Origin of the sequence: Gilliamella sp. App2-1 (assembly GCF_001690255.1) — a bacterium.
Taxonomy (GTDB): Bacteria; Pseudomonadota; Gammaproteobacteria; order Enterobacterales; family Orbaceae; genus Gilliamella; species Gilliamella apicola_G.
On the sequence record NZ_LZGR01000022.1, the window covers coordinates 44,307 to 69,834 of the forward strand.

Annotated in this window: 25 protein-coding genes; 13 read left to right on the plus strand and 12 right to left on the minus strand. The window is 35.1% G+C overall.

Annotated features, from left to right (window positions below):
• Positions 1–83: 83 nt before the first annotated feature.
• Positions 84–356 carry an HU family DNA-binding protein gene (locus tag A9G22_RS02840; RefSeq protein ID WP_065587175.1) on the plus strand — a complete coding sequence of 91 codons (273 nt, stop codon included), beginning with the start codon at positions 84–86 and terminating at the stop codon, positions 354–356.
• Positions 357–566: 210 nt separating this feature from the next.
• On the opposite strand, the gene ybaK is transcribed toward A9G22_RS02840, so the two are convergent.
• From ybaK to glyQ, 4 genes are all read right to left on the minus strand, one after another.
• Positions 567–1,052 carry a Cys-tRNA(Pro) deacylase gene (ybaK, locus tag A9G22_RS02845; protein ID WP_065587176.1) on the minus strand — a complete coding sequence of 162 codons (486 nt, stop codon included), beginning with the start codon at positions 1,050–1,052 and terminating at the stop codon, positions 567–569.
• 125 nt (positions 1,053–1,177) lie between these two features.
• Positions 1,178–1,969 carry a hypothetical protein gene (locus A9G22_RS02850; protein ID WP_065587177.1) on the minus strand — a complete coding sequence of 264 codons (792 nt, stop codon included), beginning with the start codon at positions 1,967–1,969 and terminating at the stop codon, positions 1,178–1,180.
• Positions 1,970–2,035: 66 nt separating this feature from the next.
• A complete protein-coding gene (gene glyS, locus A9G22_RS02855) occupies positions 2,036–4,108 on the minus strand; it encodes a glycine--tRNA ligase subunit beta (RefSeq protein ID WP_075508326.1) in 2,073 nt (690 codons plus the stop codon).
• A gap of 10 nt (positions 4,109–4,118) precedes the next feature.
• Positions 4,119–5,051: a glycine--tRNA ligase subunit alpha gene (gene glyQ / locus A9G22_RS02860; RefSeq protein WP_065587179.1), complete on the minus strand. Its 933-nt coding sequence runs from the start codon at positions 5,049–5,051 to the stop codon at positions 4,119–4,121.
• A gap of 442 nt (positions 5,052–5,493) precedes the next feature.
• Between glyQ and envC the strand changes: the two genes are divergently transcribed.
• Positions 5,494–6,702, plus strand: coding sequence for a murein hydrolase activator EnvC (envC, locus tag A9G22_RS02865; protein WP_176700215.1), 1,209 nt, complete (start codon positions 5,494–5,496; stop codon positions 6,700–6,702).
• A complete protein-coding gene (locus tag A9G22_RS02870; protein ID WP_065587180.1) occupies positions 6,702–7,517 on the plus strand; it encodes a divergent polysaccharide deacetylase family protein in 816 nt (271 codons plus the stop codon). The genes envC and A9G22_RS02870 overlap by 1 nt, the downstream gene beginning before the upstream one ends.
• 3 nt (positions 7,518–7,520) lie before the next feature.
• On the opposite strand, the gene rapZ is transcribed toward A9G22_RS02870, so the two are convergent.
• The 4 genes from rapZ to dsbB form a co-directional block, all read right to left on the minus strand.
• Positions 7,521–8,369 (minus strand): RNase adapter RapZ, encoded by an 849-nt coding sequence (gene rapZ, locus A9G22_RS02875; RefSeq protein ID WP_065587181.1) that lies wholly within the window; start codon positions 8,367–8,369, stop codon positions 7,521–7,523.
• A gap of 88 nt (positions 8,370–8,457) precedes the next feature.
• Positions 8,458–9,054, minus strand: coding sequence for an XTP/dITP diphosphatase (locus A9G22_RS02880; protein WP_065587182.1), 597 nt, complete (start codon positions 9,052–9,054; stop codon positions 8,458–8,460).
• Between the two features lie 84 nt (positions 9,055–9,138).
• Positions 9,139–9,795 carry a bifunctional tRNA pseudouridine(32) synthase/23S rRNA pseudouridine(746) synthase RluA gene (gene rluA / locus A9G22_RS02885; protein ID WP_065587183.1) on the minus strand — a complete coding sequence of 219 codons (657 nt, stop codon included), beginning with the start codon at positions 9,793–9,795 and terminating at the stop codon, positions 9,139–9,141.
• A gap of 77 nt (positions 9,796–9,872) precedes the next feature.
• On the minus strand, positions 9,873–10,409 hold the full coding sequence (gene dsbB, locus A9G22_RS02890; protein ID WP_065587184.1) for a disulfide bond formation protein DsbB: 537 nt from the start codon (positions 10,407–10,409) through the stop codon (positions 9,873–9,875).
• 144 nt (positions 10,410–10,553) lie between these two features.
• On the opposite strand from dsbB, the gene rluC reads away from it, so the two are divergent.
• Both rluC and A9G22_RS02900 read left to right on the plus strand, forming a co-directional pair.
• Positions 10,554–11,537, plus strand: a complete 984-nt coding sequence (gene rluC / locus A9G22_RS02895; protein ID WP_075508327.1) for a 23S rRNA pseudouridine(955/2504/2580) synthase RluC — start codon at positions 10,554–10,556, stop codon at positions 11,535–11,537.
• A gap of 23 nt (positions 11,538–11,560) precedes the next feature.
• Positions 11,561–12,223 (plus strand): histidine phosphatase family protein, encoded by a 663-nt coding sequence (locus tag A9G22_RS02900; RefSeq protein WP_065587186.1) that lies wholly within the window; start codon positions 11,561–11,563, stop codon positions 12,221–12,223.
• A 73-nt stretch (positions 12,224–12,296) separates the two neighbouring features.
• On the opposite strand, the gene A9G22_RS02905 is transcribed toward A9G22_RS02900, so the two are convergent.
• Together A9G22_RS02905 and A9G22_RS02910 are read right to left on the minus strand one after the other, a co-directional pair.
• A complete protein-coding gene (locus A9G22_RS02905) occupies positions 12,297–13,748 on the minus strand; it encodes a beta-barrel assembly-enhancing protease (RefSeq protein ID WP_075508328.1) in 1,452 nt (483 codons plus the stop codon).
• A 274-nt stretch (positions 13,749–14,022) separates the two neighbouring features.
• The gene (locus A9G22_RS02910) at positions 14,023–15,237 is read right to left on the minus strand and encodes a pyridoxal phosphate-dependent aminotransferase (protein ID WP_075508329.1); all 1,215 of its coding nucleotides are present in this window, start codon (positions 15,235–15,237) and stop codon (positions 14,023–14,025) included.
• Positions 15,238–15,385: 148 nt separating this feature from the next.
• On the opposite strand from A9G22_RS02910, the gene A9G22_RS02915 reads away from it, so the two are divergent.
• From A9G22_RS02915 to A9G22_RS02945, 7 genes are all read left to right on the plus strand, one after another.
• The gene (locus A9G22_RS02915) at positions 15,386–15,655 is read left to right on the plus strand and encodes an ACT domain-containing protein (protein ID WP_065587189.1); all 270 of its coding nucleotides are present in this window, start codon (positions 15,386–15,388) and stop codon (positions 15,653–15,655) included.
• Between the two features lie 35 nt (positions 15,656–15,690).
• Entirely contained in the window at positions 15,691–17,046 is a 1,356-nt protein-coding gene (locus A9G22_RS02920; protein WP_075508330.1) for a PFL family protein, read from the plus strand.
• A 310-nt stretch (positions 17,047–17,356) separates the two neighbouring features.
• The gene (locus A9G22_RS02925; protein ID WP_065587191.1) at positions 17,357–17,833 is read left to right on the plus strand and encodes a PTS sugar transporter subunit IIA; all 477 of its coding nucleotides are present in this window, start codon (positions 17,357–17,359) and stop codon (positions 17,831–17,833) included.
• A gap of 9 nt (positions 17,834–17,842) precedes the next feature.
• Positions 17,843–18,121, plus strand: coding sequence for a PTS sugar transporter subunit IIB (locus A9G22_RS02930; protein ID WP_065587192.1), 279 nt, complete (start codon positions 17,843–17,845; stop codon positions 18,119–18,121).
• A gap of 10 nt (positions 18,122–18,131) precedes the next feature.
• On the plus strand, positions 18,132–19,517 hold the full coding sequence (locus tag A9G22_RS02935; RefSeq protein WP_075508331.1) for a PTS galactitol transporter subunit IIC: 1,386 nt from the start codon (positions 18,132–18,134) through the stop codon (positions 19,515–19,517).
• A 93-nt stretch (positions 19,518–19,610) separates the two neighbouring features.
• A complete protein-coding gene (locus A9G22_RS02940; RefSeq protein WP_075508332.1) occupies positions 19,611–21,674 on the plus strand; it encodes a BglG family transcription antiterminator in 2,064 nt (687 codons plus the stop codon).
• Positions 21,675–21,701: 27 nt separating this feature from the next.
• Complete coding sequence (locus tag A9G22_RS02945; protein WP_065587195.1) at positions 21,702–22,364, plus strand: class II aldolase/adducin family protein; 663 nt, start codon at positions 21,702–21,704, stop codon at positions 22,362–22,364.
• 172 nt (positions 22,365–22,536) lie between these two features.
• On the opposite strand, the gene dhaL is transcribed toward A9G22_RS02945, so the two are convergent.
• Positions 22,537–23,166 (minus strand): dihydroxyacetone kinase subunit DhaL, encoded by a 630-nt coding sequence (gene dhaL, locus A9G22_RS02950; RefSeq protein ID WP_075508333.1) that lies wholly within the window; start codon positions 23,164–23,166, stop codon positions 22,537–22,539.
• Position 23,167: 1 nt separating this feature from the next.
• Positions 23,168–24,172: a dihydroxyacetone kinase subunit DhaK gene (locus tag A9G22_RS02955; protein ID WP_065587197.1), complete on the minus strand. Its 1,005-nt coding sequence runs from the start codon at positions 24,170–24,172 to the stop codon at positions 23,168–23,170.
• 285 nt (positions 24,173–24,457) lie between these two features.
• Between A9G22_RS02955 and tcdA the strand changes: the two genes are divergently transcribed.
• The gene (tcdA, locus tag A9G22_RS02960; protein WP_065587198.1) at positions 24,458–25,252 is read left to right on the plus strand and encodes a tRNA cyclic N6-threonylcarbamoyladenosine(37) synthase TcdA; all 795 of its coding nucleotides are present in this window, start codon (positions 24,458–24,460) and stop codon (positions 25,250–25,252) included.
• Positions 25,253–25,528: the final 276 nt, after the last annotated feature.

Below are 25,528 nucleotides of genomic sequence, written 5' to 3' on the forward strand. Positions count from 1 at the left end.
ACAGTAGCGAAGCTGAAATTTTGAGTTTTAGCTTCATTTATGATGTTAACATTAACAATAAAATAATATGTAAGGATATACCCATGAATAAAACAGAACTTATTGACGCTATTGCTAGCAAAGCTGATATTACTAAGGTCGCTGCTAAAACAGCATTGGAAGCTACATTAGCTGCTATTACTGAATCATTAAAAGCGGGTGAACCAGTCCAATTAGTTGGCTTTGGTACATTTAAGGTTAATGCTCGTAAGGAACGTACTGGCCGTAACCCTAAAACGGGTAAAGAAATTAAAATTGCTGCAAGCAAAGTACCTGCATTCGTATCAGGTAAAAGTTTAAAAGAAGCAATCAAATAGTTGCTTTTTTCTTTCTGTCGATTTTATTGATGGACATTATTTTAAGGCCATGGCTGTAGGTTACATAGGGCATAGGGAAAAGGGCATAAGGCATAGTCTTGTGACCTTATCATTGCCCTAAAGAATAAAGTACTTTAGAAAAACAGTACTTCTTTTTTCTATCCTATTTATAACATTGCATCTCAATTAAGAATCATGCTACTAATAATTTTAAGCGATTATTTCAGTCAATTTGGCTTGTAATATATTAGCTAAATCTTGAGGCGTGATTTCGATTTCTACTCCTCTCCTGCCGCCTGATATAAATATTGTTGAGTGCTGATTTGCACTTAGATCAATAATTGTAGATAGTTGTTGCTTTTGACCTAGTGGACTAATTCCCCCCACTAAATAACCAGTTACTCTTTGGGCTAAATTAGGATCAGCTAAATCTATTTTTTTGCAGTTTAATGCTTTTGCTACTTTTTTAAGATCCAAATGACTATCGACAGGCAATACGCAAACCGCTAACGTTTTATTATTACCATTTAAACTCACAACTAGAGTTTTAAATACCTGTGCTGCGGTGACATTTAAACTGGGATCAAGTTTATCAACCGCTTCTTGCCCATAGTTAGTTTGGTTTGGATCGTGTTTATATTGGTGGATGTTAAATTTGGTTTTTAACTTCTTAAGTAAATTAATAGCTGGTGTCATAGCCGTTATCCAATAGATAGAAATAATATTAAGTGATTTTTGAATTTTAGAGCCCCTATTAACTTAAGTTAATAGGGTAATGATGAAATTGTGCTTTTTTAAATAATTAAATTATAATTTTTATCTTATTCATGCGTATTAAATACTGTCTCATTATTTTTCGATAGGATATTAAGACGATAAAAGAAGCACATAGTAAAAATATCAAAGAACAATGATAACGTTGTGCTAACAATCGTTGATAAAATATTATCACCACAAATAGCATTTAAAGTTGGCGGTATCACAATTAAGATAAGATAATAGATTAAAACCATTGGGACTGCTAATTTCCAATAAGATAGTGCATATTTATGGCTTTCAGCAAATTTCTGAAAAAAAGGTTTCACTGTCGGTTGAATAATGGAACCAACAAAATAATAATAAATTGTTGTTAAAACAATTGAATAGATAAGTGCTATTGCAATAAATAAAAAAACCACCAGATTTTTGGGAAAAATGAAACCTAAAACGATAAATATCAATGCTGCAAATATAAAGCCCACAATAGATATGGCTATATAAACAACATTAAAAGCAACTATATTTAAGACATTCGGTAACATTCTAAATAATATTAAATTTATATTGAATTTATCATTGATAGAAAAGTTATATATAACTGCAAGCACTATAGATTTTATTATGAGAGATAGTAAACTAAAAATCATGAAAGGTTTTAGTAAATATGATAGTGTTGCTTTTGGATTTGCTGTTTGAGTTAATTGGATAAGCGCTTGTTTATCATATAAATTGTTATAAATCATTGTGGTAATTAAACTCAGCACCAAACTGACTATAGCTATTTGCCAGAACCGATTTCGAATAAAATTAATGGATTGATTAAAAATCAAAGAAAAAGATAATGTTGTTTGCATATTTGTATCGTTGCCTTATTAGCGGTAACGGATAAGTTACCGCTAATTGTTATGATTAAATATAAATTATGATTGTAGTAGCGAAATATCAGCCACTTTCAAAAATAAGTTTTGCAGTTTTTTCAAAAGTGCTAATCGATTAAGTTTAATCTGTTCGTTGTCAACCATAACCATGACAGAATCAAAAAACGCATTCACCGTTTCTTTTAGTGACGATAATTCAACTAACGCATCTTGATAACGACCTTCACTAAAATAAGGTGAAAGTTTATCAGTTAAAATTGCTAATTTTTTAGCTAATTCTCCTTCAGCGCCTGCTTCTAGCAAGGCTACATTGATCTGCTCTGGAATAGCAATCTCGGCTTTAGACAAGATATTTGACACCCGTTTGTTAGCCTCTGCTAATGATGAAGATTCTGGCAAGGTTCTAAAGTGAGTGACTGCTTTAATGCGCGCATCAAAATCAGCCGGTTTTGTTGGATTAAGCGCTAAAACTGCTTGAATAGTATCAATGGCAAAGCCTTGTTCTTGATACCAAGCGCGGAAACGACCTTGCATAAAATTAACAATATCCTCAACTACATTTTTATTATTCAGTTTTTCGCCATATAACGATGCGGCATAATTGGCTAATTCAACAAGATCTAAAGGTAATACCTTTTCGACAATAATTCGTAAAATACCAATCGCAGCACGTCGCAATGCAAAAGGATCTTTATCACCTTTAGGATGCTGACCAATGCCAAAAATACCAGCTAGAGTATCCATTTTTTCAGCGATAGAAACCGCACAAGACACAGCCGTACTCGGTAATTCATCACCGGCAAAACGCGGTTTATATTGTTCTTCAATAGCGGTTGCAACTTCACTGCTTTCGCCATCTTTAAGTGCCAAATAACGCCCCATAATGCCTTGCGTTTCAGGAAACTCAAAAACAGTATTAGTCACTAAATCACATTTAGTCAACTTACCCGCTCGTTTAGCTTGCTCAATATTGGTACCTATATGTTCAGCAATAAAACCAGATAAGGCTTCAATACGAAGTGATTTATCTTTAACTGTACCCAATTGTTGTTGGAATAATACCGTATCAAGGCGAGGCAAACGATCTTCTAAACGTTGTTTTAAATCAGTTTGATAAAAGAATTCAGCATCAGCAAGGCGTGGGCGAACCACTTTTTCATTACCCGAAATCACGACTTGTGGATCTTTTGACTCAATATTCGCTACAAAAATAAAGTTTGGTAATAATTTGCCTTGTTTATCATAAACAGGAAAGTATTTTTGATCGCCTTTCATGGTATAAACCAATGATTCAGCAGGAACCTCTAAAAATCGTTCTTCAAATTTAGCCGTTAACACAACAGGCCACTCAACGAGAGAACAAACTTCTTCAAGTAGGGTATCAGTTAAATCAGCTTTGCCATTCAGTTTAGCCGCTTCGCTTTCGGCTTGTTGCTTAATCATGGCTTTTCGCTTGTCATAATCAGCAATCACTTTACCACGCTGTTCCAAAGTTTCAGGATACTGATCGGCATTATCGATAGTGAACTCTTGTTCTCCCATAAAACGGTGACCACGAATAACGCGGTTTGACTCAATATCTAAAATGGTACCAGGCACCAGCTCATCACCATACAACATGGTGACCGTATGGCATGGACGAATAAATTCGACTTGACGAGCTGCCCAACGCATTGGTTTAGGGATAGGTAATTTGCTTAATGCCGTTTTAACCATATCACATAAAAGATTAACTACTGGTTGACCTTTTTGATTGTGAGTATAAGAAAGCCATTCGCCTTTATCTGTTTTTATACGCTCAGCTTGATCAACGGTAATACCACATCCTCGCGCCCAACCTTCGGCAGCTTTAGTTGCATTACCATTGGCATCAAATGCCGCACTGACCGCAGGACCACGTTTAACTATTTGGCTATCGGGTTGTGTATCATTCAAATTTAAGACTTTTAACGCTAAACGGCGGGGAGATGCATACCAAAGCACTTCACCATGTTCTAAACTGGCATTATCAAGTTGCTGTATAAAATTAGCCGCAAAGCTTTCTGCTAAAGTGCGGAGTGATTTTGGGGGTAACTCTTCAGTACCGATTTCCACTAAAAATGTTTTTTGCATAATCTGTTAATTCCTACTTTGATGCACTTTTGTTAGATCGTGAATTTTGGCACATAGGAAATCCGAGTGCTTCACGTGATGCGTAATAGGCTTCCGCCACCATTTTGGTTAAGGTTCTGATGCGTAAAATATAACGTTGTCGCTCTGTCACTGAAATCGCTTTTCGTGCATCAAGTAAATTAAAACAGTGGGCGGCTTTTAAAATACGTTCATAAGCTGGTAGTGGAAGTGGTTTTTCTAACTCAAGCAAAAATTTTGCTTCTTTTTCGTGTTGCTCAAAACAATAAAATAAAAATTCAACATTCGCATATTCAAAATTATAAGTGGATTGCTCAACTTCGTTTTGATGAAACACATCGCCATAAGTCGTTTTACCAAATGCACCATCACTCCAAACTAAATCATAAACGCTATCGACGCCTTGAATATACATCGCTAAACGTTCAAGTCCATAAGTAATTTCACCGGTAACAGGATTACATTCAAGCCCCCCGACTTGTTGAAAGTAAGTAAATTGGGTTACTTCCATCCCATTTAACCAAACTTCCCAACCTAGCCCCCATGCACCAAGTGTTGGGTTTTCCCAATTGTCTTCAACAAAACGAATATCATTAACAGTGGGATCAAGTCCTAACTGTTTTAACGAGCCTAAATACAGCTCTTGGATATTATCAGGAGAAGGTTTTAAGATAACTTGAAATTGGTAATAATGTTGTAACCTATTTGGATTTTCGCCATAGCGACCATCCGTTGGGCGGCGTGAGGGTTGAACATAAGCAGCATTAATTGGTTCTGGCCCCAGTGCGCGTAAACAGGTCATAGGATGAGAAGTGCCCGCGCCAACTTCCATATCTAAAGGCTGAATCACACTGCAACCCTGATTAGCCCAGTAATCTTGTAACGTAAGAATTAACCCCTGAAAGGTTTTGACATTAAACTTTTGCATGATGTTATCTTTATGGTTGAATTGATATTTCGATAATTTAAACAGTGCTATATATTATACTTTTTATCAATACTTGTGAAATGTCTAATTATACTCTGTTTAATATATTGCCTAATTTAGTTTATATGTTTAGAACTATATAATTACAATGCTCTTAATTAATCTGTCTAATATGGAATAACTACTTGATTTCGCTTAAAAACAAAAAATAAAAACTTAAATAAAATCAATTTGATATCTGAATGATTTTTACGGAGAAAATAAAGCAATTTTTTATAATACCTAAAGATTAATATGACTGTTTTTTTACTGCGTCGGAATGTGCCGACAAAATACAAAATTACACCCACTGGGTTGCGGTTTTCATTTTGCATCTTTACCTATTTATCGGTATAGTGACAACAATTATTATTGCTTGGTTACAAATTATAAATACAACGCCATGTCTATTTGTCAAAAAATTGTTGTTATTGTTATTGTTGGATTAATGAAGGTTAATTTTGTGTATGCTGATGATAATCAGCAGCTTCAATCCTTACGTCGTTCTATTGCAGCACAAGAAAAGCGTTTAGCGCAGCAAAAAAAAGAACGTACCGAACTAGTTAATGACCTTAAACAGCAAGAAACAGAAATTGCTAAGCTTTTAACCTCGATTGAAAAAAATAATTTATCACTTAGAAAACTCAAGCAAGAAATCAATAATTTAGTTAAACAAATTGATATATTAACTATAAAACAAAAACAGCAACGAGCCGTGTTGTCAAAACAACTCGAAAGTGCATTTAAACTAGGCAATACAACAGGGTTTGATCTAATTTTTTCGGGAGAGAAAAGTGAACGTAATGATCGAATAATCACTTATTACGGTTACATTAACCAAGCGCGCCAACAACAAATTCACGATCTTGAAGATACACAAATACAATTGAATGAAAAGAGAGTTGAGCTACAAAAAAAGCAAGATTCGCATACAACATTACAAAAAAAACAAAAAGAACAGCAAACTGAGCTTGAAAAAAATCGCCAAAATCGCCAAAAAACGATAACCGCTCTTGAATCATCAATGCAAGCAAATCAACAAAAATTAGCTGATTTGCGTAACAATGAAGCCAAATTACAAGCCAAAATTGCCCAAGCAGAAAGGGAAAGTCGACGCATAGCAGAAGAAGAAGCAAGGCAAGCAAAACATATTAAAGAAAAGCAAAAAAATACAAGTTATGCCCTTAATACTCATGAACGGGCTTTAATGGCTCGTGTAAGTGGTATTGGCAAACCGCATCATCAGTTTAGTTGGCCTGTGAATGGTAGTGTTGCACATCGATTTGGCGAATTGCTTCAAGGTGAACTTTATTGGAAAGGAATGGTGATTAATGCTAAAGATGGCACTCAAGTTAAGGCCATTGCTGATGGTCGAGTTATATTGGCAAGTTGGTTACAAGGCTATGGTTTTGTTGTTGCGCTTGAGCATGGTAAAGGGGATATGAGTTTATATGGCTATAATCAACGCATGTTGGTTGAGGTGGGCGATAAAATTCACAGTGGGCAACCTATTGCTCTGGTTGGTTCAAGTGGAGGGCAAACCATACCCGCTTTATATTTTGAAATTCGCCGTGATGGTAAGGCGCTTGATCCTAGAGGGTGGTTGAAATAATGCATTTTATAAACATGCTTGTTATAAGTCTATTAGCACTAAATACCCACTATGCATGGGCAGCGAAACTTGCACTAGTCATTGATGATTTTGGGTATCGCCAACATAATGAAGAGCAAATTATTGCTATTTCACCCAATATTACTATTGCGGTTTTACCCCATTCGCCGAATGCCAAGCGCATTGCTACTATGGCATATGAACATGGTAATGATGTCATCATTCACCTGCCGATGGCGCCTATTAACAAACAACCGTTAGAAAAAGATACATTATTCCCTTATATGAGTGGGAGTGAGATAAAAACGATTATAGATAATGCGGTTGAGCGTGTGCCTCATGCCATCGGCGTTAATAATCATATGGGTAGTTTGATGACATCAAATCTTACTGGTATGACACATGTTATGAAAGCATTAAGCCATTATTCGATGTTTTTCTTAGATAGCGTAACTATTGGTAAGACTCAAGTAAAAAAAGCCGCTAGTGATTATAATATCCCAGTATTAACGCGTGATGTATTTTTAGATGATCTGCAAAAAGAAAGTGCGATTAGCAAGCAATTTGATTTGGCTATAAAACTGGCACGCAAGAATGGCGTGGCCATTGCTATTGGTCATCCGCATCCTCAAACGGTTAGTGTGTTAAAAACAAAGCTGGCCAATTTACCTGTGGATATTGAATTAACCAAAATTAGTCAATTGATTACGCCAATACCAGCACCGGTTAAACATAAAATGACATTAAAAGATATTTTTGAAAGATGTAAAAAACGAATTGAAGAAATATCAAACTTTAATGTTATTGAGGAATAGCCGTTATTTTTTTTCTAAAGTTCGATGGCGAATTTGTACTTGTTTATTCTGTGCTTTAAAAAATGTAGCTAACTGTTCAGCAATAAAGACAGAACGGTGCTGACCACCTGTACATCCAATGGCAATGGTTAAATAACTACGGTTGTTCTTTTCTAATAAAGGTAGCCATTGATTTAAGTAATTGGCGGTTTGGTAGATAAAATTGGATACTTCATTGTGTTTTAATAAATATGCTTTTACTGGTTCGTCTAAACCTGTTAGCGGACGCAAACTGACATCCCAATGTGGATTAGGTAAAAACCTGACATCAAACACAAAATCAGCATCAACTGGTAGACCATGTTTAAAACCAAATGATTCAAAAATAATGGTTAATTCGCGTTCTTTTTTACCTAAAATACGCGATCTTAATATGTCAGATAGTTCATGAACAGAAAGATCATCGGTGTTTATAACTAGGCTTGCGTGCGACTTTAACGGCTCTAGATATTTTTCTTCAAGGTCGATTGCTTCTTCAAGAGAATATCGTTGATTGGTTAATGGGTGAATTCGCCTTGTTTCACTATAGCGTCGAATTAAAGTATTACGGCTGCAATCAAAGAAAATAATCTCTGGTGTAACAGATTGGGGTAAGTGTTGAAAGATATCGTTATTGAAATCAAATTGCTCTGGTAAATTTCGAATATCGATGCTAATGGCAACCGGGGGATTATTGTCTTTTAATGAGTTGGCTAATTGAGGTAATAAAACAACGGGAATATTATCAACACAATAAAATCCCATATCTTCTAGTGCTCGTAGAGCAATTGATTTGCCAGATCCGGAGCGACCACTTACTATCATTAGAATCACAATATTAACTCCAATATTATTGATGCATTAATTATATACTGTTTATTTCTTTATATACAATTTCGAGTATAAATAATATTGTTAACAATTAATAATCAATTTTAATTTTTGCAATTAATTGTTTAAGAGCTTGACCCCGATGTGATATTTGGCTTTTCTGTTCTTTAGTCAGCTGCGCTGCGGTGCAACCTAATTCTGGTACATAAAAAAGTGGATCGTAACCAAATCCTCCATCTCCTTGCTCTTCATTTAAGATTAAACCATTCCATTTACCTAAACAGATGATTGGTGTTGGGTCGTTTTCGTGTCGCATAAAAACCAGCGCACAATAAAAGTAAGCGGTGCGCTTTTCTTTTGGGAAGTTTTGTAATGCCTTGAGTAACTTTTGATTATTGCTTTTGTCATTACCATGTTCACCCGCATAACGAGCAGAATAGATACCAGGCGCACCACCAAGTGAATTTACCGCTAAGCCTGAGTCATCGGCAATGGCAGGTAGCCCAGTTAATTTTGCGGTATGTCTCGCTTTTAAAATTGCATTTTCAATAAAGGTTAAACCTGTTTCATCGGCATCTGGTACATTAAATTGGCTTTGTGCAATAATATCAAAACCTGCATCAGCGAGTAATTTTTGCAATTCATTAACTTTGCCTTGATTATTTGTAGCTAAAACAATTTTTTTCATTTTAATTTCCTTAATAGCAATTGCTTATCTGTTATTGGCATGAGCAGATTATTCTATAATGATTGCTAATTTTGTATTTACTCTTTAAAAATCAGGCTCACAACTAAATGTCATACTTTCGCCGGTTTTGGGATGATTAATCGTGAGTAATTGCGCATGTAATAGCAGTCTTTTAGACATGGCAAACGCTTCGGGATGCGCATAAAATTTATCGCCTAAAATCGGATGGCCAATGGCTTGCATATGAACACGTAATTGATGCGATCGCCCTGTAAAAGGCAATAATTTGATTCGTGTTGTATTATCAGAATTACGTGAAATCACCTGATATTCAGTTAGCGCATGTTTGCCATTTTCTAAATCGACCATTTGCCTTGGGCGATTAGGCCAATCACAAATTAAAGGTAATTCGACACAACCAGTGTCATTTTGAATATGTCCATGTACAACAGCAATATAGATTTTTTTAGGGATCCGTTCTCGAAACTGTTTTTTTATTTCTCGATCGGCTAATTTAGACAGTGCGGCAACCATAATACCACTGGTTGCCATATCTAACCGATGAACGGATTCGACGTAGCTATATTTTTGCTGTAATCGATGAATAATACTATCTATAAATTGGGGTTTATTGCCTGAAACCGATAAAATACCAGGTTGTTTATTTACAACCACAATATGGTCGTCTTGATACAAAATAGATAGCCAAGGTTCAATAGGCGGGTGATATTCCAAAAGCATTTATGTGACAATTTGTAAAATAAAATTGCCACACATTCTAACAAACTCAACAAAAAGTGCCAGTGTTATAAATAAAGTTACTTCTTACTCCAGATTGAACCTCTGGGCGATGGGAAGACCTGTGAGATTAACACGCCTAAACCAACAAAAAGATAGCACGCAAAAATAATAATCATCCATTGTGACATTTCGATGGTTAAAAATGTCCAAATTTTATCGGCACAAGAACCATAAGCATTAAACATGTTAGGGATCAATACATCTAAAGGTAACCAAGCTGGGAACTGGACTTTAATTGCACAAGTATCACTTAAATTAGGTTCGAATTGTAAATGAGCATGGAATGCTGCTACACAAAAGCCTTTATAGGCACTAAAAAGCCAAATAAAAATACTTATTAATCGAACAATAATCTGACGAGGAGCAATGAGTCCTACTATACTAGCTAGCATGATGCCTAATATGGCGCAACGCTGATAAATACAGAGTGTACAAGGTGCCAACCCTAAACCATGTTGAAAATAAAGCGCAGTTATTTCAAAAGCAAGAGTGGAAAAGAGCAATAAGAACCAAGCGAATCGGCTTTGTGAGTATTGGTTCAGTAGGGATAACATACTATTTTATTCCTCCATATTCCGCTATAATCTTTCTTCAATTATATTGAATATAATCTATCTTATTATTTTAATACGATAGTGTAGTTTATTTTTTTATAATGTAAACGACTTTATTTATTGATGGTGGATTAATCATTTCTTATGGACGCAACTGTTTCAGAAATAAAATTGCAAGTCTCATTTGTTACCATTTCAGAGGAAAATGCGACGCAGCGTATTGATAACTTTTTAATCACCTATTTAAAGGGTGTACCAAAAAGTATGATTTACCGCATTTTAAGAAAGGGCGAAGTTCGTGTTAACAAAAAGCGGATTAAGCCTGAATATAAATTGAATATTGGCGATGAAATCCGTATTCCTCCTATTCGCATGACTAAAAAATCTACACCCGAAATTTCGACCAAGCTTAATAAAGTCGCTGATTTAGAAAAAACAGTTATCTATGAAGATGATGTTATATTGGCGATTAATAAACCATCAGGTATTGCTGTTCATGGTGGTAGTGGTTTAAGTTTCGGTGTGATCGAAGCTTTACGCGCTTTAAGACCTGAAGCAAAGTTTTTGGAGTTGGTACATCGCATTGATCGCGAAACATCGGGCGTATTGTTGATTGCTAAAAAACGCTCGGCACTAAAATCGTTACACGAGCAATTACGCCTTAAACAAATGCAGAAAAATTATTTGGCGCTTGTTAAGGGGAACTGGACTTCTGAATGTAAAGTAATACAAGCCCCTCTCCTTAAAAATGTATTAAAAAGCGGTGAACGAGTGGTGAAAGTAGATAAAGAAGGTAAACCATCAGAAACGCGTTTTAAAGTTGAAGAACGATTTGATTTTGCAACCTTGATTAAAGCAAGCCCTGTTACTGGGCGGACTCATCAAATTCGCATACATACTCAATATGCTAATCATCCAATTGCTTTTGATGATCGCTATGGGGATAGGCAATTTGATGCATTATTGGCTGATACAAAGCTTAATCGATTATTTTTACATGCCGCCAGTGTTAAATTTATTCATCCTAAAAGTTTACAAGAGATGCAATTACATGCGCCAATGGATGCTACTTTACAGGCTTGTTTAACCTATCTTAGAAAAGCTAAATATGAGCAAACAGAATCTTAAAATAAAAAAGGTAGTGAGTACGAATGAAAGATATTAATTTATACTTAATTAGGCATGGACAAACGCAGTGGAATATTAAAGATCAGATGCAAGGATCTCAAAATTCACCGTTAACTGAGCAGGGTATTTTAGGTGCTAAAGTGACTGGACAACATTTAAAAAATGTTCCTTTTATGCAAGCATACTCAAGTACGCAACAACGCGCTATGGAAACCCGCGATTATATTGTTAACGAAAATAATATGGTTATTCCTACTTTTGAACTTGCTGATCTGCGAGAGATGGATTTTGGTATTTGGGAAGGTAGGCATGTTCCTCAATTGAAAAAAGAGTTTCCTGAGTTTACGACTTATTTAACTGATCCTGCTAATTTTGATGCTTCCGTCAATCAAGGTGAAAATTACCTTGATATACTTGTGCGTATGAAGCAGGGGCTAAACACTATTGTACAAAACGCACCCCAAGATACCGGTAATATTTTGGTTGTGTCGCACGGTACAGTATTACGCATATTACTTTGTGTTTTAAATGGTGGCGATTGGCGTTTACATCGCGATGAAGCTTATTTTCCTCGGATGTTAAATACCAGCATTAGTGTGGTTAACTACAAGCAAAGTAATGACCAATCCGAAGGAACATTTACTGTTAAATTCTTCAACAATGTGGAACATTTGACCGAAAAATAAGCATTTGTTATCTTCTCGACTAACGGTTATTGAAATGATTAGTCGAGATGTTATCGTTAAAATTAATTAATAATTATCGCTTATAAGCCGCATAACGCTTTTCTAGTTGCTTTAGTTGATTGATTCTTGCATCAATTTTGGAAATCATTGTTTGATTACCTTTGGTTTGATTTTTAGCATTTTGTAGTAATTGAACAGCTTGTTGAAATTGACCTTCTAATGCAATTGCTTCGGCTTGAGCACTCATTTCTTGAGCCCTTGAATGTAACCCGCCATAAGCTGTAATGAGTAAATCCCAGCCATTGGTATCGTCATTGTGGTCAAACGTATAGCGGTGTAACAAGCTTACGGCTTGTTGATAGTTTCTATTTTTTATATACGCATTAGCTAGATTTAATTGAAATGCAGAGCTATTTGGTGCTTTTTTTAATGCCACTTGTAGGCGAGTAATTGCGGCACTGTTATTGTTGAGCGCTAAATCAATATCAGTCATTAAATCAATATACCAAATATTATTAGGATCACTATCTAATAATGGTTGCAGTTGTTGTTTCGCTTTTTGATTATTACCACTTAAATTGTCAGCTAAAGCACTACTATAGATAATGGCTATATTACTTTGTTCATTATTCAATTTTTTATAATCTTCAATTAATAATTTTGCGGTATTTTTATTTTTAGCCATTAATATTGCTAATCGGGCTTTTGCTAGATAATAATTTAATGATGGCGATATATGCTTTTTGCTATATTGCATTGAACGATTACGAATATCGGTCAAACGGCTATTGGGTAATGGGTGAGTAAGTAAAATTTCAGGTGGTTTACTGCTAAAACGGCTTTGATCGGCGAGTTTTTGTAAAAAATCAGATGAAGCATAAGGATCGAAATCAGCTTTAGCAAGCGTTCTTAGACCGACACGATCGGCCTCTTGTTCATTACTTTGCGTAAAACTAATCATACTTTGAGCAGAGCCCGCCATGGTACTGGTTATTGCTGCCATGCCGGCTTCGGGATTGGCTAATGTTAGTAATAAAGAGCCTAATGTTGCCCCCCAAACATAAGGGCTATTACGGTTTTGATTTTCCATTGCTCTGGCCAAATGGCGCTGGGTGACATGGCCAATTTCGTGAGCCATAACGGAGGCTAATTGGCTTTCATTGTCAGTATCTAAAATGAGTCGAGAATGAATGACTACATTACCACCAAAAAAAGCAAATGCGTTTAATACATCGCTTTTCATAATATAAAAATGGAAAGGTGTTTTTACTGATTCTGATTTAGCGACTAATTTATCACCTAATTCATTAATATATTGGTTTAAAACAGGGTCGTTTATTATGGGAGCGCTGGCTCGCAACAGTCGCATATAATAATCGCCCATCTCCATTTCTTGGCCGATACTTAACGTTGTGGCTGCGGCGGTGCCAATATCGGGAAGATTGATATTATCAGCATAAACGATAGATGTGCTTTGTAATAATAGTGAGGCGGATAGTGTAAATGCGATGGCTTTTTTTAACATTATTTTAACCAATTGAGATAAGATTTATGGTGATTTATTTTAGCTGAAAGAAAGAACAATATCACTTTGAATTTATACTTAACGTGTTTAGTTTGTTTGAGGCAATAAGAGTAAAAAGCCACTATTTTATTCTTGAAATAATAAAATACAACAACGCTATTCATAATTCTGTTTTATATGGCATTATTGTATTTGATAGCAGATATTTATTGATGGATTTATTGAGTAATCCATCAACAAATCAACTCGGGAATTAACAAAAGGTATTCCCTTTTTATTGTTTATAAGAAGATAAGAATTTAGCAAACCGCCCAATAGCGTCTTCAAGATCACCTAAATGAGGTAAAGCAACAATTCTAACATGATCGGGCTTATGCCAATTAAAACCGGTTCCTTGTACAAGTAGCACTTTTTCTTGTAACAAAAAATCTAATACCAATTTTTGATCGTTATGGATATTAAATTTTTTCTGATCTAATTTGGGAAATAGATACAAAGCACCCTGAGGTTTAGTACATGAAACACCGGGGATATCATTAAGTAAACGCCATGCCAACATACACTGATCGTATAGTCGTCCTCCCGGTACAATAAATTCGTTGATGCTTTGATAACCACCTAATGCACCTTGAATAGCATGTTGTAATGGTACATTGGCACATAAACGCATTGAAGCCAGCATATTTAAGCCTTCGATATAGCCTTTTACATGGTGTTTAGGACCACAAAGTGCCATCCAACCTTGCCTAAACCCTGCAACTCGGTAAGTTTTTGATAGGCCACTCATGGTAATAACAAATAAATCGGGTGCTAATGTAGCAATAGAATAATGCACTGAATTATCGTATAAAATTTTGTCATAAATCTCATCAGCAAAAATGATCAGGTTATTTTGACGAGCGATTTCGGCGATCTCAAGTAATACTTCCTTGCTATAAACCGCGCCAGTTGGGTTGTTTGGGTTAATGATTACTATCCCTTTTGTTTTTGGTGTTATTTTTCTTCTAATATCTTCGATATCTGGTGACCAATTTGCTTCTTCATCGCAAAGATAGTGCACTGCATTACCTCCAGACAAGCTAACAGCTGCTGTCCATAATGGATAGTCAGGCATAGGTACAAGTATTTCATCATTGCTATTAAGTAATGCTTGCATGGATTGCACTATTAATTCTGATACACCGTTGCCAATGTAAATATCTTCAACATCTAAATTACTAACTCCTCGAGCTTGATAATATTGCATGATTGCTTTACGGGCAGAATAAAGACCTTTGGAATCACAATATCCTTGTGAAGAAGGTAAATTTCTAATTACATCAACTAATAATTCGTCAGGGGCGGCAAAACCAAAAGGTGCGGGATTTCCAATGTTAAGTTTAAGAATAGTTTGACCTTCTTCTTCAAGTCGCTTTGCATGCTCAAGAATGGGACCACGGATGTCGTAACAAACATGATCCAATTTATTGGATTTTTGGAAATTTACCATAATGTCACTCTTTGTAGTTTTTTATAATGATATTTTTATTTTTACTGAAAAAAAACAATCTACTCCTATTTCGATAATTTTTGAAGATGCTATCATGTTTAGCTCAATAAATATTATTTAACTGTCTAAATTTTGTGCGGAGAGTGTTATGAAAACCATTTTAACAGTAATAGGTAAAGATCAAACAGGTATCATTGCTGGTATTAGCCAAAAATTATATGAATTAGATATTAATATTTTAGATGTCAGCCAAACTATTATGGATGAGTATTTTACGATGGTTATGTTACTTGACTTGTCTAACATCAATGTGAAATTTGATGAGGTAAAAACAGCATTGACACAAACGGGTGAAAAGCTAAAAGTTAAAGTAAATATTCAAAGAGAAGAAATTTTTGATGCTATGCATCGTTTGTAATATCAATTTTATATTTTTATAAAAGGATGGTACTAATGGAAACAAAACAGATTCTCGAAACCATTAAAATGATTGAGGAAGAAAAGCTTGATATCCGCACAATAACTATGGGTATTTCTCTCCTTGATTGTATAGATAGTGATGGTGAGAAAGCACGTCAGAAGATCTATAACAAAATTACACGACTGGCCAAAGATCTTGTTAAAGTAGGTGATGATATTACCTCAGAATTTGGTATTCCAATTATCAATAAACGTATTTCTGTTACACCGATATCGTTAATTGCTGGCGCAAGTAACGATAATAATTATGTCGCATTTGCCAAAACATTGGACAAAGCTGCCAAAGCGGTCGGTGTTAACTTTATTGGTGGATTTTCGGCTCTGGTACAAAAAGGCTACCATAAAGGTGATGCGATTTTGATTAAATCAATTCCACAAGCACTTGCACAAACTGAACGAGTTTGCTCATCGGTGAATGTTGGTTCTACACAAACCGGTATCAACATGGATGCAGTAAAGCAGATGGGACAAATTATTAAAGAATCTGCAGAATTAACAGCAGCTAATAGCAGTATGGCGTGTGCAAAATTAGTGGTATTTGCTAATGCAGTTGAAGATAATCCATTTATGGCCGGTGCCTTTCATGGTGTAGGTGAGGCTGATTGTGTCATTAACATTGGGGTTAGTGGACCTGGCGTGGTTAAACGAGCACTTGAAAAAGTGAAAGGTCATCCATTTGATATTGTTGCGGAAACCATTAAAAAGACTGCTTTTAAAATTACTCGTATGGGACAGTTGGTGGGGAAAGAGGCTTCCGAACGTTTAGGGATTAAATTTGGTATTGTTGATTTATCGTTAGCACCAACGCCAGCAATGGGGGATTCAGTGGCACATATTTTAGAAGAAATGGGATTAGAATCCGTTGGTACTCATGGTACTACAGCGGCACTAGCAATGCTTAATGATGCAGTTAAAAAAGGCGGCGTGATGGCGTGTGGTCATGTTGGTGGTTTAAGCGGAGCATTTATCCCTGTTTCTGAAGATGCAGGTATGATTGATGCTGTCAATAACGGCGCGCTTAATCTTGAAAAACTTGAAGCGATGACCTGTGTGTGTTCAGTTGGACTCGATATGATTGCAATTCCTGGCGATACACCTGCGGAAACTATTTCAGCAATTATTGCTGATGAGGCTGCAATAGGGGTGATTAATCATAAAACAACAGCGGTACGAATTATTCCTGCGATGGGTTTAAAAGTCGGCGATAATATCGAATTTGGTGGCTTACTAGGTCATGCCCCAGTCATGCCGGTAAGCAAATTTGGCTCATGTAATTTCATCAACCGTGGGGGGCGCATTCCCGCGCCAATTCATTCATTTAAAAATTGATGTATCAATTTCTAATGATCTAGTTATTTCCTTATTCCGTTTGCACTAAAGCAGGCGGAATATCAGCTCATTTATTATGTTCAGAATCACACATTTTTAAATCCTGCCCAATAAATAGATCTTATTTTTATAGCATAGTTATTCCTATGATGAGCAATGTCATGGATATTATTTGGTATCAAATCCATTCGTCACTTTTATCTTAATTTCCTAAAATTAATCATATCAAATTAATGCTGATTTAATTCTAACAATTGCAAATTCGCAATATTTTTATAAATTTGCACATCACATCATGATGGAGGATAAAATGGGAAATGAATCTAACGACCAAATATTATTTGAAGATTTGATTCTTTTAGATAAAAACTTTCAAAATACTAATCAATTTTTCGATTTTACGTTTCCTATTTTAAAAAATGGTGGTTATGTGAACCATTCCTTTTTAGACGCAATCAAACAAAGAGAGTCTTCATTTCCTACCGCGTTACCAACGAAACCTTATGTGGTTGCTATGCCCCATACTGATGTCGAACATGTTATTAGACCATTTATCTTCTTCACTCGAGCAAAAGGAACCATTCCATGGTGTGAAATGGCAAATAATGACAATGTATTAAAGGCTACCTTTGTGTTTTTACTCGGGTTTAACCAAAAGAATGGGCATATTGATTTATTGCAAAAATTGATGTCTTGCTTTGTGAATTCGCATTTTTTAGAAGCGCTTTATCATGCAAAAACTGAATATGAAATTTTTACACTATTGAGGTCGAATATCAATTTATAAGGAGGCATTATGAAAAAAGTTATTGTTGCATGTGGCAGTGGAGTGGCTACATCACAAACTGTCGCCAGTAAGGTTACACGTTTATTAAAAGAACGTAATTTTAATGATATAAAAGTAGAAGTTGTGGATCTTAAATCTGTCGATACTCACATTAAAAATAGTGCTGCTTATATAGCGATAACTAAAATTGAAAAACAGTACTCTATTCCCGTTATCAATGGTATTGCATTTTTAACAGGGATAAATATGGAAGCGGAATTACAAAAAATTATTGATGCCTGTAGATAGGAGTGTGAATATGGACTTTCTCGGAACAACTATAAATTATATTTTAAATTTAGGTGCGCCAGTTTTTGTACCATTCATTATGCTCATTGCGGGTTTAATTGTGCGCATGAAATTTAGAGATGGCGCTTCGGCCGCCATTACACTAGGTGTTGCATTTGTTGGTATGAGTATGTTGATTGGTTTTATGGTTGGCGCTATTGGTTCAGCTGCGCAAACTATGATGGAACGGACAGGGATTGAACTGAGTATTATTGATGGCGGTTGGACGACTATGGCGAACGTATCTTGGGCTTGGCCATATGCTTTTCTTATGTTTCCTTTGCAAGTGGGTGTCAATATTTTAATGTTGGTATTGAAAAAGACTCATACTTTTAACGCAGACTTATGGAATGTGTGGGGGAAAATTTTTACCGCATTTATTGTTGTTGCCATCGCTACCCCAATTTTAGGCTCTGTTGTGGCTTTGGTTCTTGCCTTTATTATTGCAACTTTGCAGATAATATTAGAGCTTAATTCGGGGGATATTAACCAACATCGAATTGAAAAACTAACGGGTATTCCGGGGATAACTTGTACTCATAGAATGTTATTTTTCAGTGCAATTTATTATCCTTTTGATCTACTGCTTCGCAAAATACCTATTTTAAATAAACCAATGGACGCAGCGACATTACGTTCTAAAATTGGTGTATTTGCTGAAAATCATGTGATTGGTTTTTTATTAGGTGTGATTTTCGGGATGATTGCTGGTTATGAAGTTGCAGCTATCTTAATGCTGGGTATGCAGGCCGCTACTGCGCTTATGTTATTTCCAATGATCTCTAAGTTATTTATGCAAGCATTATCGCCCATTTCTGAAGCAATTAGTGAATATATGAATAAACGCTTTGCTGGACGTAAATTATTTGTTGGCTTGGATTGGCCATTTATGGGTGGTTCAAGCGAAATTTGGTTTACAGTAATCATTGCTATTCCTTTTACTTTAATTTGGGCAGTTATTTTACCTGGCAACAAAATTCTCCCGTTTGCAGGCATTATCAATGTCGCCCTTATTGTCCCAGCTTATATCTTAACTAAAGGTAACACATTAAGAATGGTGATTTTAGCGATTATTGGTGTGCCATTCTTCTTGTTTGTTGGAACTCAATTTGCACCAATTATTACCGATTTAGGATTAACAACTAAAGCTATTGATATTCCAGCTAATCAATTAATTTCAAATAGTTCTATTGATGCTCCTGTTTTTACTTATGCATTTTCATTTATTTGGCAATGCTTAAAAGGCTATTTTGTTCCATTATTTTTTGCTGTTTATTGGTGTGTGGGGTATTGCTTTTATGCCCGTGAACTGCGCAAAGAGATTATGCAGAATATAGCGGAAAAAAGAAATGAATAAATAAAAGATAAAGTATTCGTTGAATATGTTTTGCAGTGAATCTGATGGTAAGGTTAGTCACCATCAGACAACGAACAATAAGGTAATTATCATATGGTTGTTGATATTCGAATTCATGCTGTTTTAAAAGCATTAATTCATAATCCCAATATTAGTGGTGTTGAGCTTCAATCTGAATTTGGATTAACCCGTAAACAGCTTAGTTACACCATTAAGAAAATTAATGATTTTCTTGAGTCATCTAATCTTGAATTAATTAAAAGATTTAAGACTGGTAAATTTAGTATACCAAAATTAGTGATCGAAACATTTAGGGATGAGCCAGTATCTCATGCTATTGGACGTTATATTTATTCTGAAGATGAGCGTATTCATTTGCTTCTATTTTTTTTGTTAATTAGAACAGAAAGGCTGTCATTAATACATCTTTCAGCGTCCCTCACTGTCAGCCAAAACACTGTTATTAATGATATTAAAAAAGTACAAGCAATGATTATTCAATATCATTTACAAATCAACTATGACCGTGAGAATGGTTATCGTATTATTGGTGATGAAATCGATAAACGTTATTTGTTATTAAAATTAATTCGCCGAATTATCAGTATGCCAATTGCTGATAAGATTTTTAGAGAAAATGAGATTATTAGCCAAGGTCGTTTAGAACAAGTAGGGCAGGTTTTTAGTGAAATAGAAAAAAAATTAAAAATTGTGTTTACTGATGAGCAGTTGCAAGAGTTGACTTACTTTATTTGTTTTATGTTGCAACGGATAGAAACCGATAAAAAAATTAAGCTTTTACCTGAAAATTATGCCGAAGCTGCAAATAGCCGTGATTTTCAATTATTGAAAAAGCTCATTGAAAAATTCGGTATAACTGATCTTAATGAGCAAATTTTTTTAATGGTATTAGTACAAAGTTCTAATATACAAACACTATCCGATAAATATTTTCATTTAGATGCGGTGTTGTTAGAAAGTGTTGTTGAAGTTATTGATAATTTTGAACAAATTAGTTGTGTCACTTTTAAAGATAAGAGCGAACTGATTGAACGTATTTATCAGCATTGGAAACCTGCTTATTATCGTATTCGATATCATATTTCCAATATTAACAGTGTATATGACATCGTATTGCAAGAATTTAGTCATTTACATGAAATGGTACGAAAAGCGATTTCTCCTTTTGAAAAAATATTGCATTGTAATATGCCAGATGAAGAAGTTGCTTTTATTACTGTACTATTAGGCGGTTGGTTAACTCGAGAAGGTTTGATTAATCGAATTAAAACAAAGAAGATCGCAATTTTTGTTTGTGAAAATAGTGCAACAGTTTCAACTTATCTTTATCTGACTTTACAAGTATTGCTTCCCGAATTACATTTTTCTGATGTCATGTCTAAACGTGAGTTTGAAAAATATCATCATTATTACGATATTGTTTTTTCTACCTCACATTTATCTACCGATAAATTGTTATTTGTTGTTAACCCTTCATTGAATAATTTTCATAAAAATGCTTTTCGTCATCAAGTGATTGGTACTTTACAGGGTATTGATCCTAGCATTATTCAAATTGATGAACTGATGTTACTTATTGAAAAATATAGCAGTATCAAAGATCAAAAAGCACTCCAAAAGGAGTTAACAGCATATCTTTATCATGATGAAATGAATGATAACCCCGTACTAATAACACAACAGGAAATTCCCTCATTAGCTGACTTAATGCAAAAAGAACATATCAATATTACAGAAAATGTTGATATAACATGGCAAGATGCGTTGATATTAGCCGCACAACCACTGTTAAATAATCAATCCATAGAAAGTAATTATCTTGAAAAAATGGTTAACAAAATTCAATTTGAACAACCTTATATTATGTTGGTTAATGGATTAATTATTGCTCACGCAGGTATTGATGATGGCGTGAATAAAGTTGCTATGTCCTTACTTAAATTATCTGAAAGAATCTCTATTTGTGGTTATATGCAAGCGGATTTAATTGTTGTTTTAGCAACAAATAATTCACAAAAACACCTTAAAGCACTTGCCCAATTAAATGAGTTATTAGAATTCCACGAAGGCGCAACTCGCATACGAAATGCCAAAAATAATAATGAAATTTGGGAATTGTTTGCCAATTATCAATGAATATCTTGTCAAAATAGGAGCTATAAAATGTTAGAGATACAAAAACAATATGTGGTCGACATGGCTAAAAAATCGAGTGAGTGGGGACTTTGTAAACATAAAGCTGGTAATTCTAGCGTTCGCGATAAAGAGTCGGGATATGTTCTTGTCACGCCAACAACAATTGATAAAAAGTTGTTAACAATTCGGGATATTGTTGTGATGGATCTTGATGCTAATGTAATTGAAGCTGATTCCGGGTTGAGGCCAACCAGTGAGTGTTTAATGCATCTTGCGATTTATAAAGCTCGTCCAGATGTTTTTGCTATTTCGCATACGCATTCTATTTTTGCAACTTCATTTGCCGTATTAGCAAAACCTATCCCTGCCGTTGTTTATGAGTGTGCAATTCTGAATTTAAAAGATGGTGTGATTCCTGTTGCGCCCTATGGGCGTCCGGGTACTCAAGACCTTTCAAACAGTGTTATAGAGCCCATAAAACGAGCTGATGCGATTTTAATGGAAAAGCATGGTGCTATTGCCGTAGACAAAGATCCTTATGATGCTGTATTAAAGGCCGCTTATATTGAAGAAATGGCTGAAATATACTATCACGCTTTATTGATTAATGAAGGTAAAGATCCAGGTGGATTTCCACCAGAGGAGTTACAACGTTGGGCATATCCTTCACAAATTAAGTTTAAAAAATAATTTTTAGTCTATTTATTTTAGTCAATTAATAGAAAAGACTCAGCAAAAAATTTTATTTTAAAAAATTAGATGTTGTTTGAATACTTAGATATTTTATCAATGATACTTAGAATATTATTTTATCGATATTGCGATGATGATGTCCGCCGTTGATGTCGGCGGATTTATTGTTTTATTGGGTTTGGATATATTCATTCATATACTTCAAAATATACGCCATTGAGGCCGCTCCAGGGTCCATGTGACCAATTGCGCGTTCACCTAAATTTTTAGTTCGTCCAAATACAGCGATCATCTGTTTCGTTTTTTCTGCGCCTTCCATAGCAGATTGTGCTATTTTAGGGAGCGCATCGATTAACGTCGAAGATGTTAATTGACTTGCGGTTGTTGCACTAGCGGCTAAGGCATCAACCATAGTCTTATCCCCTGGTTTGGCTTTTCCGCGTTCATAGACTGCTTGCCAACCTTCATTAAGGAGTTTTGATAATGCATCGGAATCAAACTCTGTTACGCCTGCAATACTTTTTCCGCCCGCTCTAAATAAAGTACCAAAGATAGCACCAGAGGCCCCGCCCATGCTTATCATTAATTTTGTACCAATTTGCGTAAAAAAATCACCTATATTCGTTGGTTGAAATTTTTCGTCTTGTAGTAGCACCATGATAGCTGTAAATCCACGTTTTATACCGATGCCGTGATCACCATCGCCCACTAATTGATCTAAAGCGGTTAATGTTGGTTCACTTTCGATCATTTTTTCAGCAGTAAATAACATCATTTTACGAACTTGTAATAAATTCATTCTATTTCCTCCATCCTAGTGTTTGGCAAGGTAAATCATAAAGATGTTGTAATTCTTCATCTAATTTCATTAAGCTAATTGAAAAACCAGACATTTCAAGGGATGTACAAAAATGGCCAACAACGACATCGTGGCTGATTATGCCGCGTGTATTCAGCTCAATACCGACTTTACGTGTTACAATGAACAGTTCGGCGTTACTCAGTGCGCCTAAATTATTAATTAATACACACACGCGGTCGCCTTTTTTAAACGGTAAATCATTACACAGGCTGTCTATCATCTCTTTAACAACTTCATCAGATGATGTTATAGCTTGTCGACGCAACCCTGCTTCACCATGAATACCAATACCAATTTCAATTTCGTTATCATCTAATTCAAAATTGAAATGATTTGATTGAGGTAATGCGCATCCATCTAGGGCGACACCGATGGTACGAACATTGTTGTTTGCTTTCGATACAACTTGGTAGAGATTTTCAAGGTCGTATTTTTCAAATTGTGCGGCAGCGCCAGCAATTTTGTATAAAAACATAATACCAGCAACGCCACGGCGATCAGAAATCTTAGATAATGGTGCCGAAGCAATATCATCAGTTGCTCGAATCGTTTTGATGACAATATTTTCTTCTCCTAATATTTCGGCTGCAATATCAAAATTCATTCCATCTCCAGAATAGTTGCCAAACAAAAATAGTACACCTTTTCCTTTTTCTATGGTTTTGGTGACTTCTATAATTTGATCTGGAGATGGCGAGGTGAAAACTTCGCCAAGTGCACAGCCATCAATACCGCCTTTGCCGATAAATCCTGCAAAGGTTGGTTCGTGTCCACTGCCACCACCTGAGACAATAACAACTTGATCGCTAGCAATATGGTTACCATAAACGGCACAATGTTCTGAAATTGCAGTTAATCTTCCCTGATAGGCATAGATCAACCCCTGCATGACTTCTTGTCGCACATTATTGGGATCATTAAGTAGTTTTTTGGGTTTGCGCATTCTTTATTTCCTCTTTAATTATTGTTAACAATGTTTATTGTAGGGAAAATTAATAACTCAAACGAATACAATTAATGACAAATAATATCCTACTTATTGCGCATCATCGGGATGATTTAGTTGATTTTTATGAGAGCTAGAAATTTAGTTTTTTATTCTTGAAAGGTATAATATCACTAATACTTATTGATAAGTTGTTTATATAAAGAATATTACCGTTATAATTTATAAAAATGTTTCAGGAGAAAATAAGTGTTTAAGTATAAACACTATTATTAATTATCTATGAATAAAGAATCTTACTTCCAACGTTTTAGTGGTATTGCAAGGCTTTATGGTGAATCGGCTTTGCAATGTTTTTCGCAAGCGCATATTTGTGTAATTGGTATTGGCGGTGTGGGATCTTGGGTTGCTGAATCGCTAGCGCGTAGCGGTATTGGTCAAATTACCTTAATTGATATGGACGATATTTGTGTGACAAATACCAACCGTCAAATTCATGCTTTAAAATCTAATATAGGTAAAGCTAAAACCTCAGTGATGGCAGAACGTATTTTACAAATTAATCCTGAATGTACTGTGAATGAAGTGGATGATTTTATTAATGCTAATAATGTCAGCCAATATTTAGGTTCTAAGCAAGATCCCCGTTATGATTATATTATTGATGCAATAGACAGTGTAAGAGATAAAGCTGCCGTATTAGCCTATTGTAAGCGTCAGAAATTGAAAATCATAACGATTGGTGGTGCAGGGGGGCAGAAAGATCCCACGCAAATAAAGATTGCTGATTTAGCCAAGACAATTCAGGATCCATTAGCAGCCAAATTACGCGAAAGACTGAAAAATGATTATAATCTTCATAAAGACAGTAAAGGTAAATTTGCTATTCCTTGTGTCTATTCTACCGAACAACTGATTTACCCTGCTAAGAATGGCCAGACTTGTTTTACCAAAAGTGAAGCTGATAGTAACAAAAAAATGGACTGTGAATCAGGGTTTGGTGCAATTACAATGGTTACCGCCACCTTTGGATTTGTTGCTGTTAGCTATGTATTGAATAAATTATGTAATGCATAATTTTTATTTTTTCATTTAGGCAAATCTCTTATTTTCTGTTTTGATAAATAATATTAAAAACAGCTATTTTTTATTGGAAATAGTTGTTTATTTGTTTGTATTTTAATTGTTCAATCTATTTACTTTCTAAAAACACTTATTACTTTTGACAGCCCACTTTTTTGTTGAATATCTTATTGTATAAATTAAAAATTTGATTTAGGATAATGCATAATTTCGTTTTGTTAATATGCTTAAGCATTAAATAGTTTCAAGGAAGACGCCAAACGGATCCCG

Excerpts from the sequence above, each read along its gene's own strand:
- A9G22_RS02840 (WP_065587175.1), top strand. The coding sequence starts at position 84 with ATGAATAAAACAGAACTTATTGACGCTATTGCTAGCAAAGCTGATATT.
- ybaK (WP_065587176.1), bottom strand. The coding sequence starts at position 1,052 with ATGACACCAGCTATTAATTTACTTAAGAAGTTAAAAACCAAATTTAAC.
- A9G22_RS02850 (WP_065587177.1), bottom strand. The coding sequence starts at position 1,969 with ATGCAAACAACATTATCTTTTTCTTTGATTTTTAATCAATCCATTAAT.
- glyQ (WP_065587179.1), bottom strand. The coding sequence starts at position 5,051 with ATGCAAAAGTTTAATGTCAAAACCTTTCAGGGGTTAATTCTTACGTTA.
- envC (WP_176700215.1), top strand. The coding sequence starts at position 5,494 with ATGTCTATTTGTCAAAAAATTGTTGTTATTGTTATTGTTGGATTAATG.
- A9G22_RS02870 (WP_065587180.1), top strand. The coding sequence starts at position 6,702 with ATGCATTTTATAAACATGCTTGTTATAAGTCTATTAGCACTAAATACC.
- A9G22_RS02880 (WP_065587182.1), bottom strand. The coding sequence starts at position 9,054 with ATGAAAAAAATTGTTTTAGCTACAAATAATCAAGGCAAAGTTAATGAA.
- rluA (WP_065587183.1), bottom strand. The coding sequence starts at position 9,795 with ATGCTTTTGGAATATCACCCGCCTATTGAACCTTGGCTATCTATTTTG.
- dsbB (WP_065587184.1), bottom strand. The coding sequence starts at position 10,409 with ATGTTATCCCTACTGAACCAATACTCACAAAGCCGATTCGCTTGGTTC.
- rluC (WP_075508327.1), top strand. The coding sequence starts at position 10,554 with ATGGACGCAACTGTTTCAGAAATAAAATTGCAAGTCTCATTTGTTACC.
- A9G22_RS02900 (WP_065587186.1), top strand. The coding sequence starts at position 11,561 with ATGAAAGATATTAATTTATACTTAATTAGGCATGGACAAACGCAGTGG.
- A9G22_RS02905 (WP_075508328.1), bottom strand. The coding sequence starts at position 13,748 with ATGTTAAAAAAAGCCATCGCATTTACACTATCCGCCTCACTATTATTA.
- A9G22_RS02910 (WP_075508329.1), bottom strand. The coding sequence starts at position 15,237 with ATGGTAAATTTCCAAAAATCCAATAAATTGGATCATGTTTGTTACGAC.
- A9G22_RS02915 (WP_065587189.1), top strand. The coding sequence starts at position 15,386 with ATGAAAACCATTTTAACAGTAATAGGTAAAGATCAAACAGGTATCATT.
- A9G22_RS02920 (WP_075508330.1), top strand. The coding sequence starts at position 15,691 with ATGGAAACAAAACAGATTCTCGAAACCATTAAAATGATTGAGGAAGAA.
- A9G22_RS02925 (WP_065587191.1), top strand. The coding sequence starts at position 17,357 with ATGGGAAATGAATCTAACGACCAAATATTATTTGAAGATTTGATTCTT.
- A9G22_RS02930 (WP_065587192.1), top strand. The coding sequence starts at position 17,843 with ATGAAAAAAGTTATTGTTGCATGTGGCAGTGGAGTGGCTACATCACAA.
- A9G22_RS02935 (WP_075508331.1), top strand. The coding sequence starts at position 18,132 with ATGGACTTTCTCGGAACAACTATAAATTATATTTTAAATTTAGGTGCG.
- A9G22_RS02940 (WP_075508332.1), top strand. The coding sequence starts at position 19,611 with ATGGTTGTTGATATTCGAATTCATGCTGTTTTAAAAGCATTAATTCAT.
- A9G22_RS02945 (WP_065587195.1), top strand. The coding sequence starts at position 21,702 with ATGTTAGAGATACAAAAACAATATGTGGTCGACATGGCTAAAAAATCG.
- dhaL (WP_075508333.1), bottom strand. The coding sequence starts at position 23,166 with ATGAATTTATTACAAGTTCGTAAAATGATGTTATTTACTGCTGAAAAA.
- A9G22_RS02955 (WP_065587197.1), bottom strand. The coding sequence starts at position 24,172 with ATGCGCAAACCCAAAAAACTACTTAATGATCCCAATAATGTGCGACAA.
- tcdA (WP_065587198.1), top strand. The coding sequence starts at position 24,458 with ATGAATAAAGAATCTTACTTCCAACGTTTTAGTGGTATTGCAAGGCTT.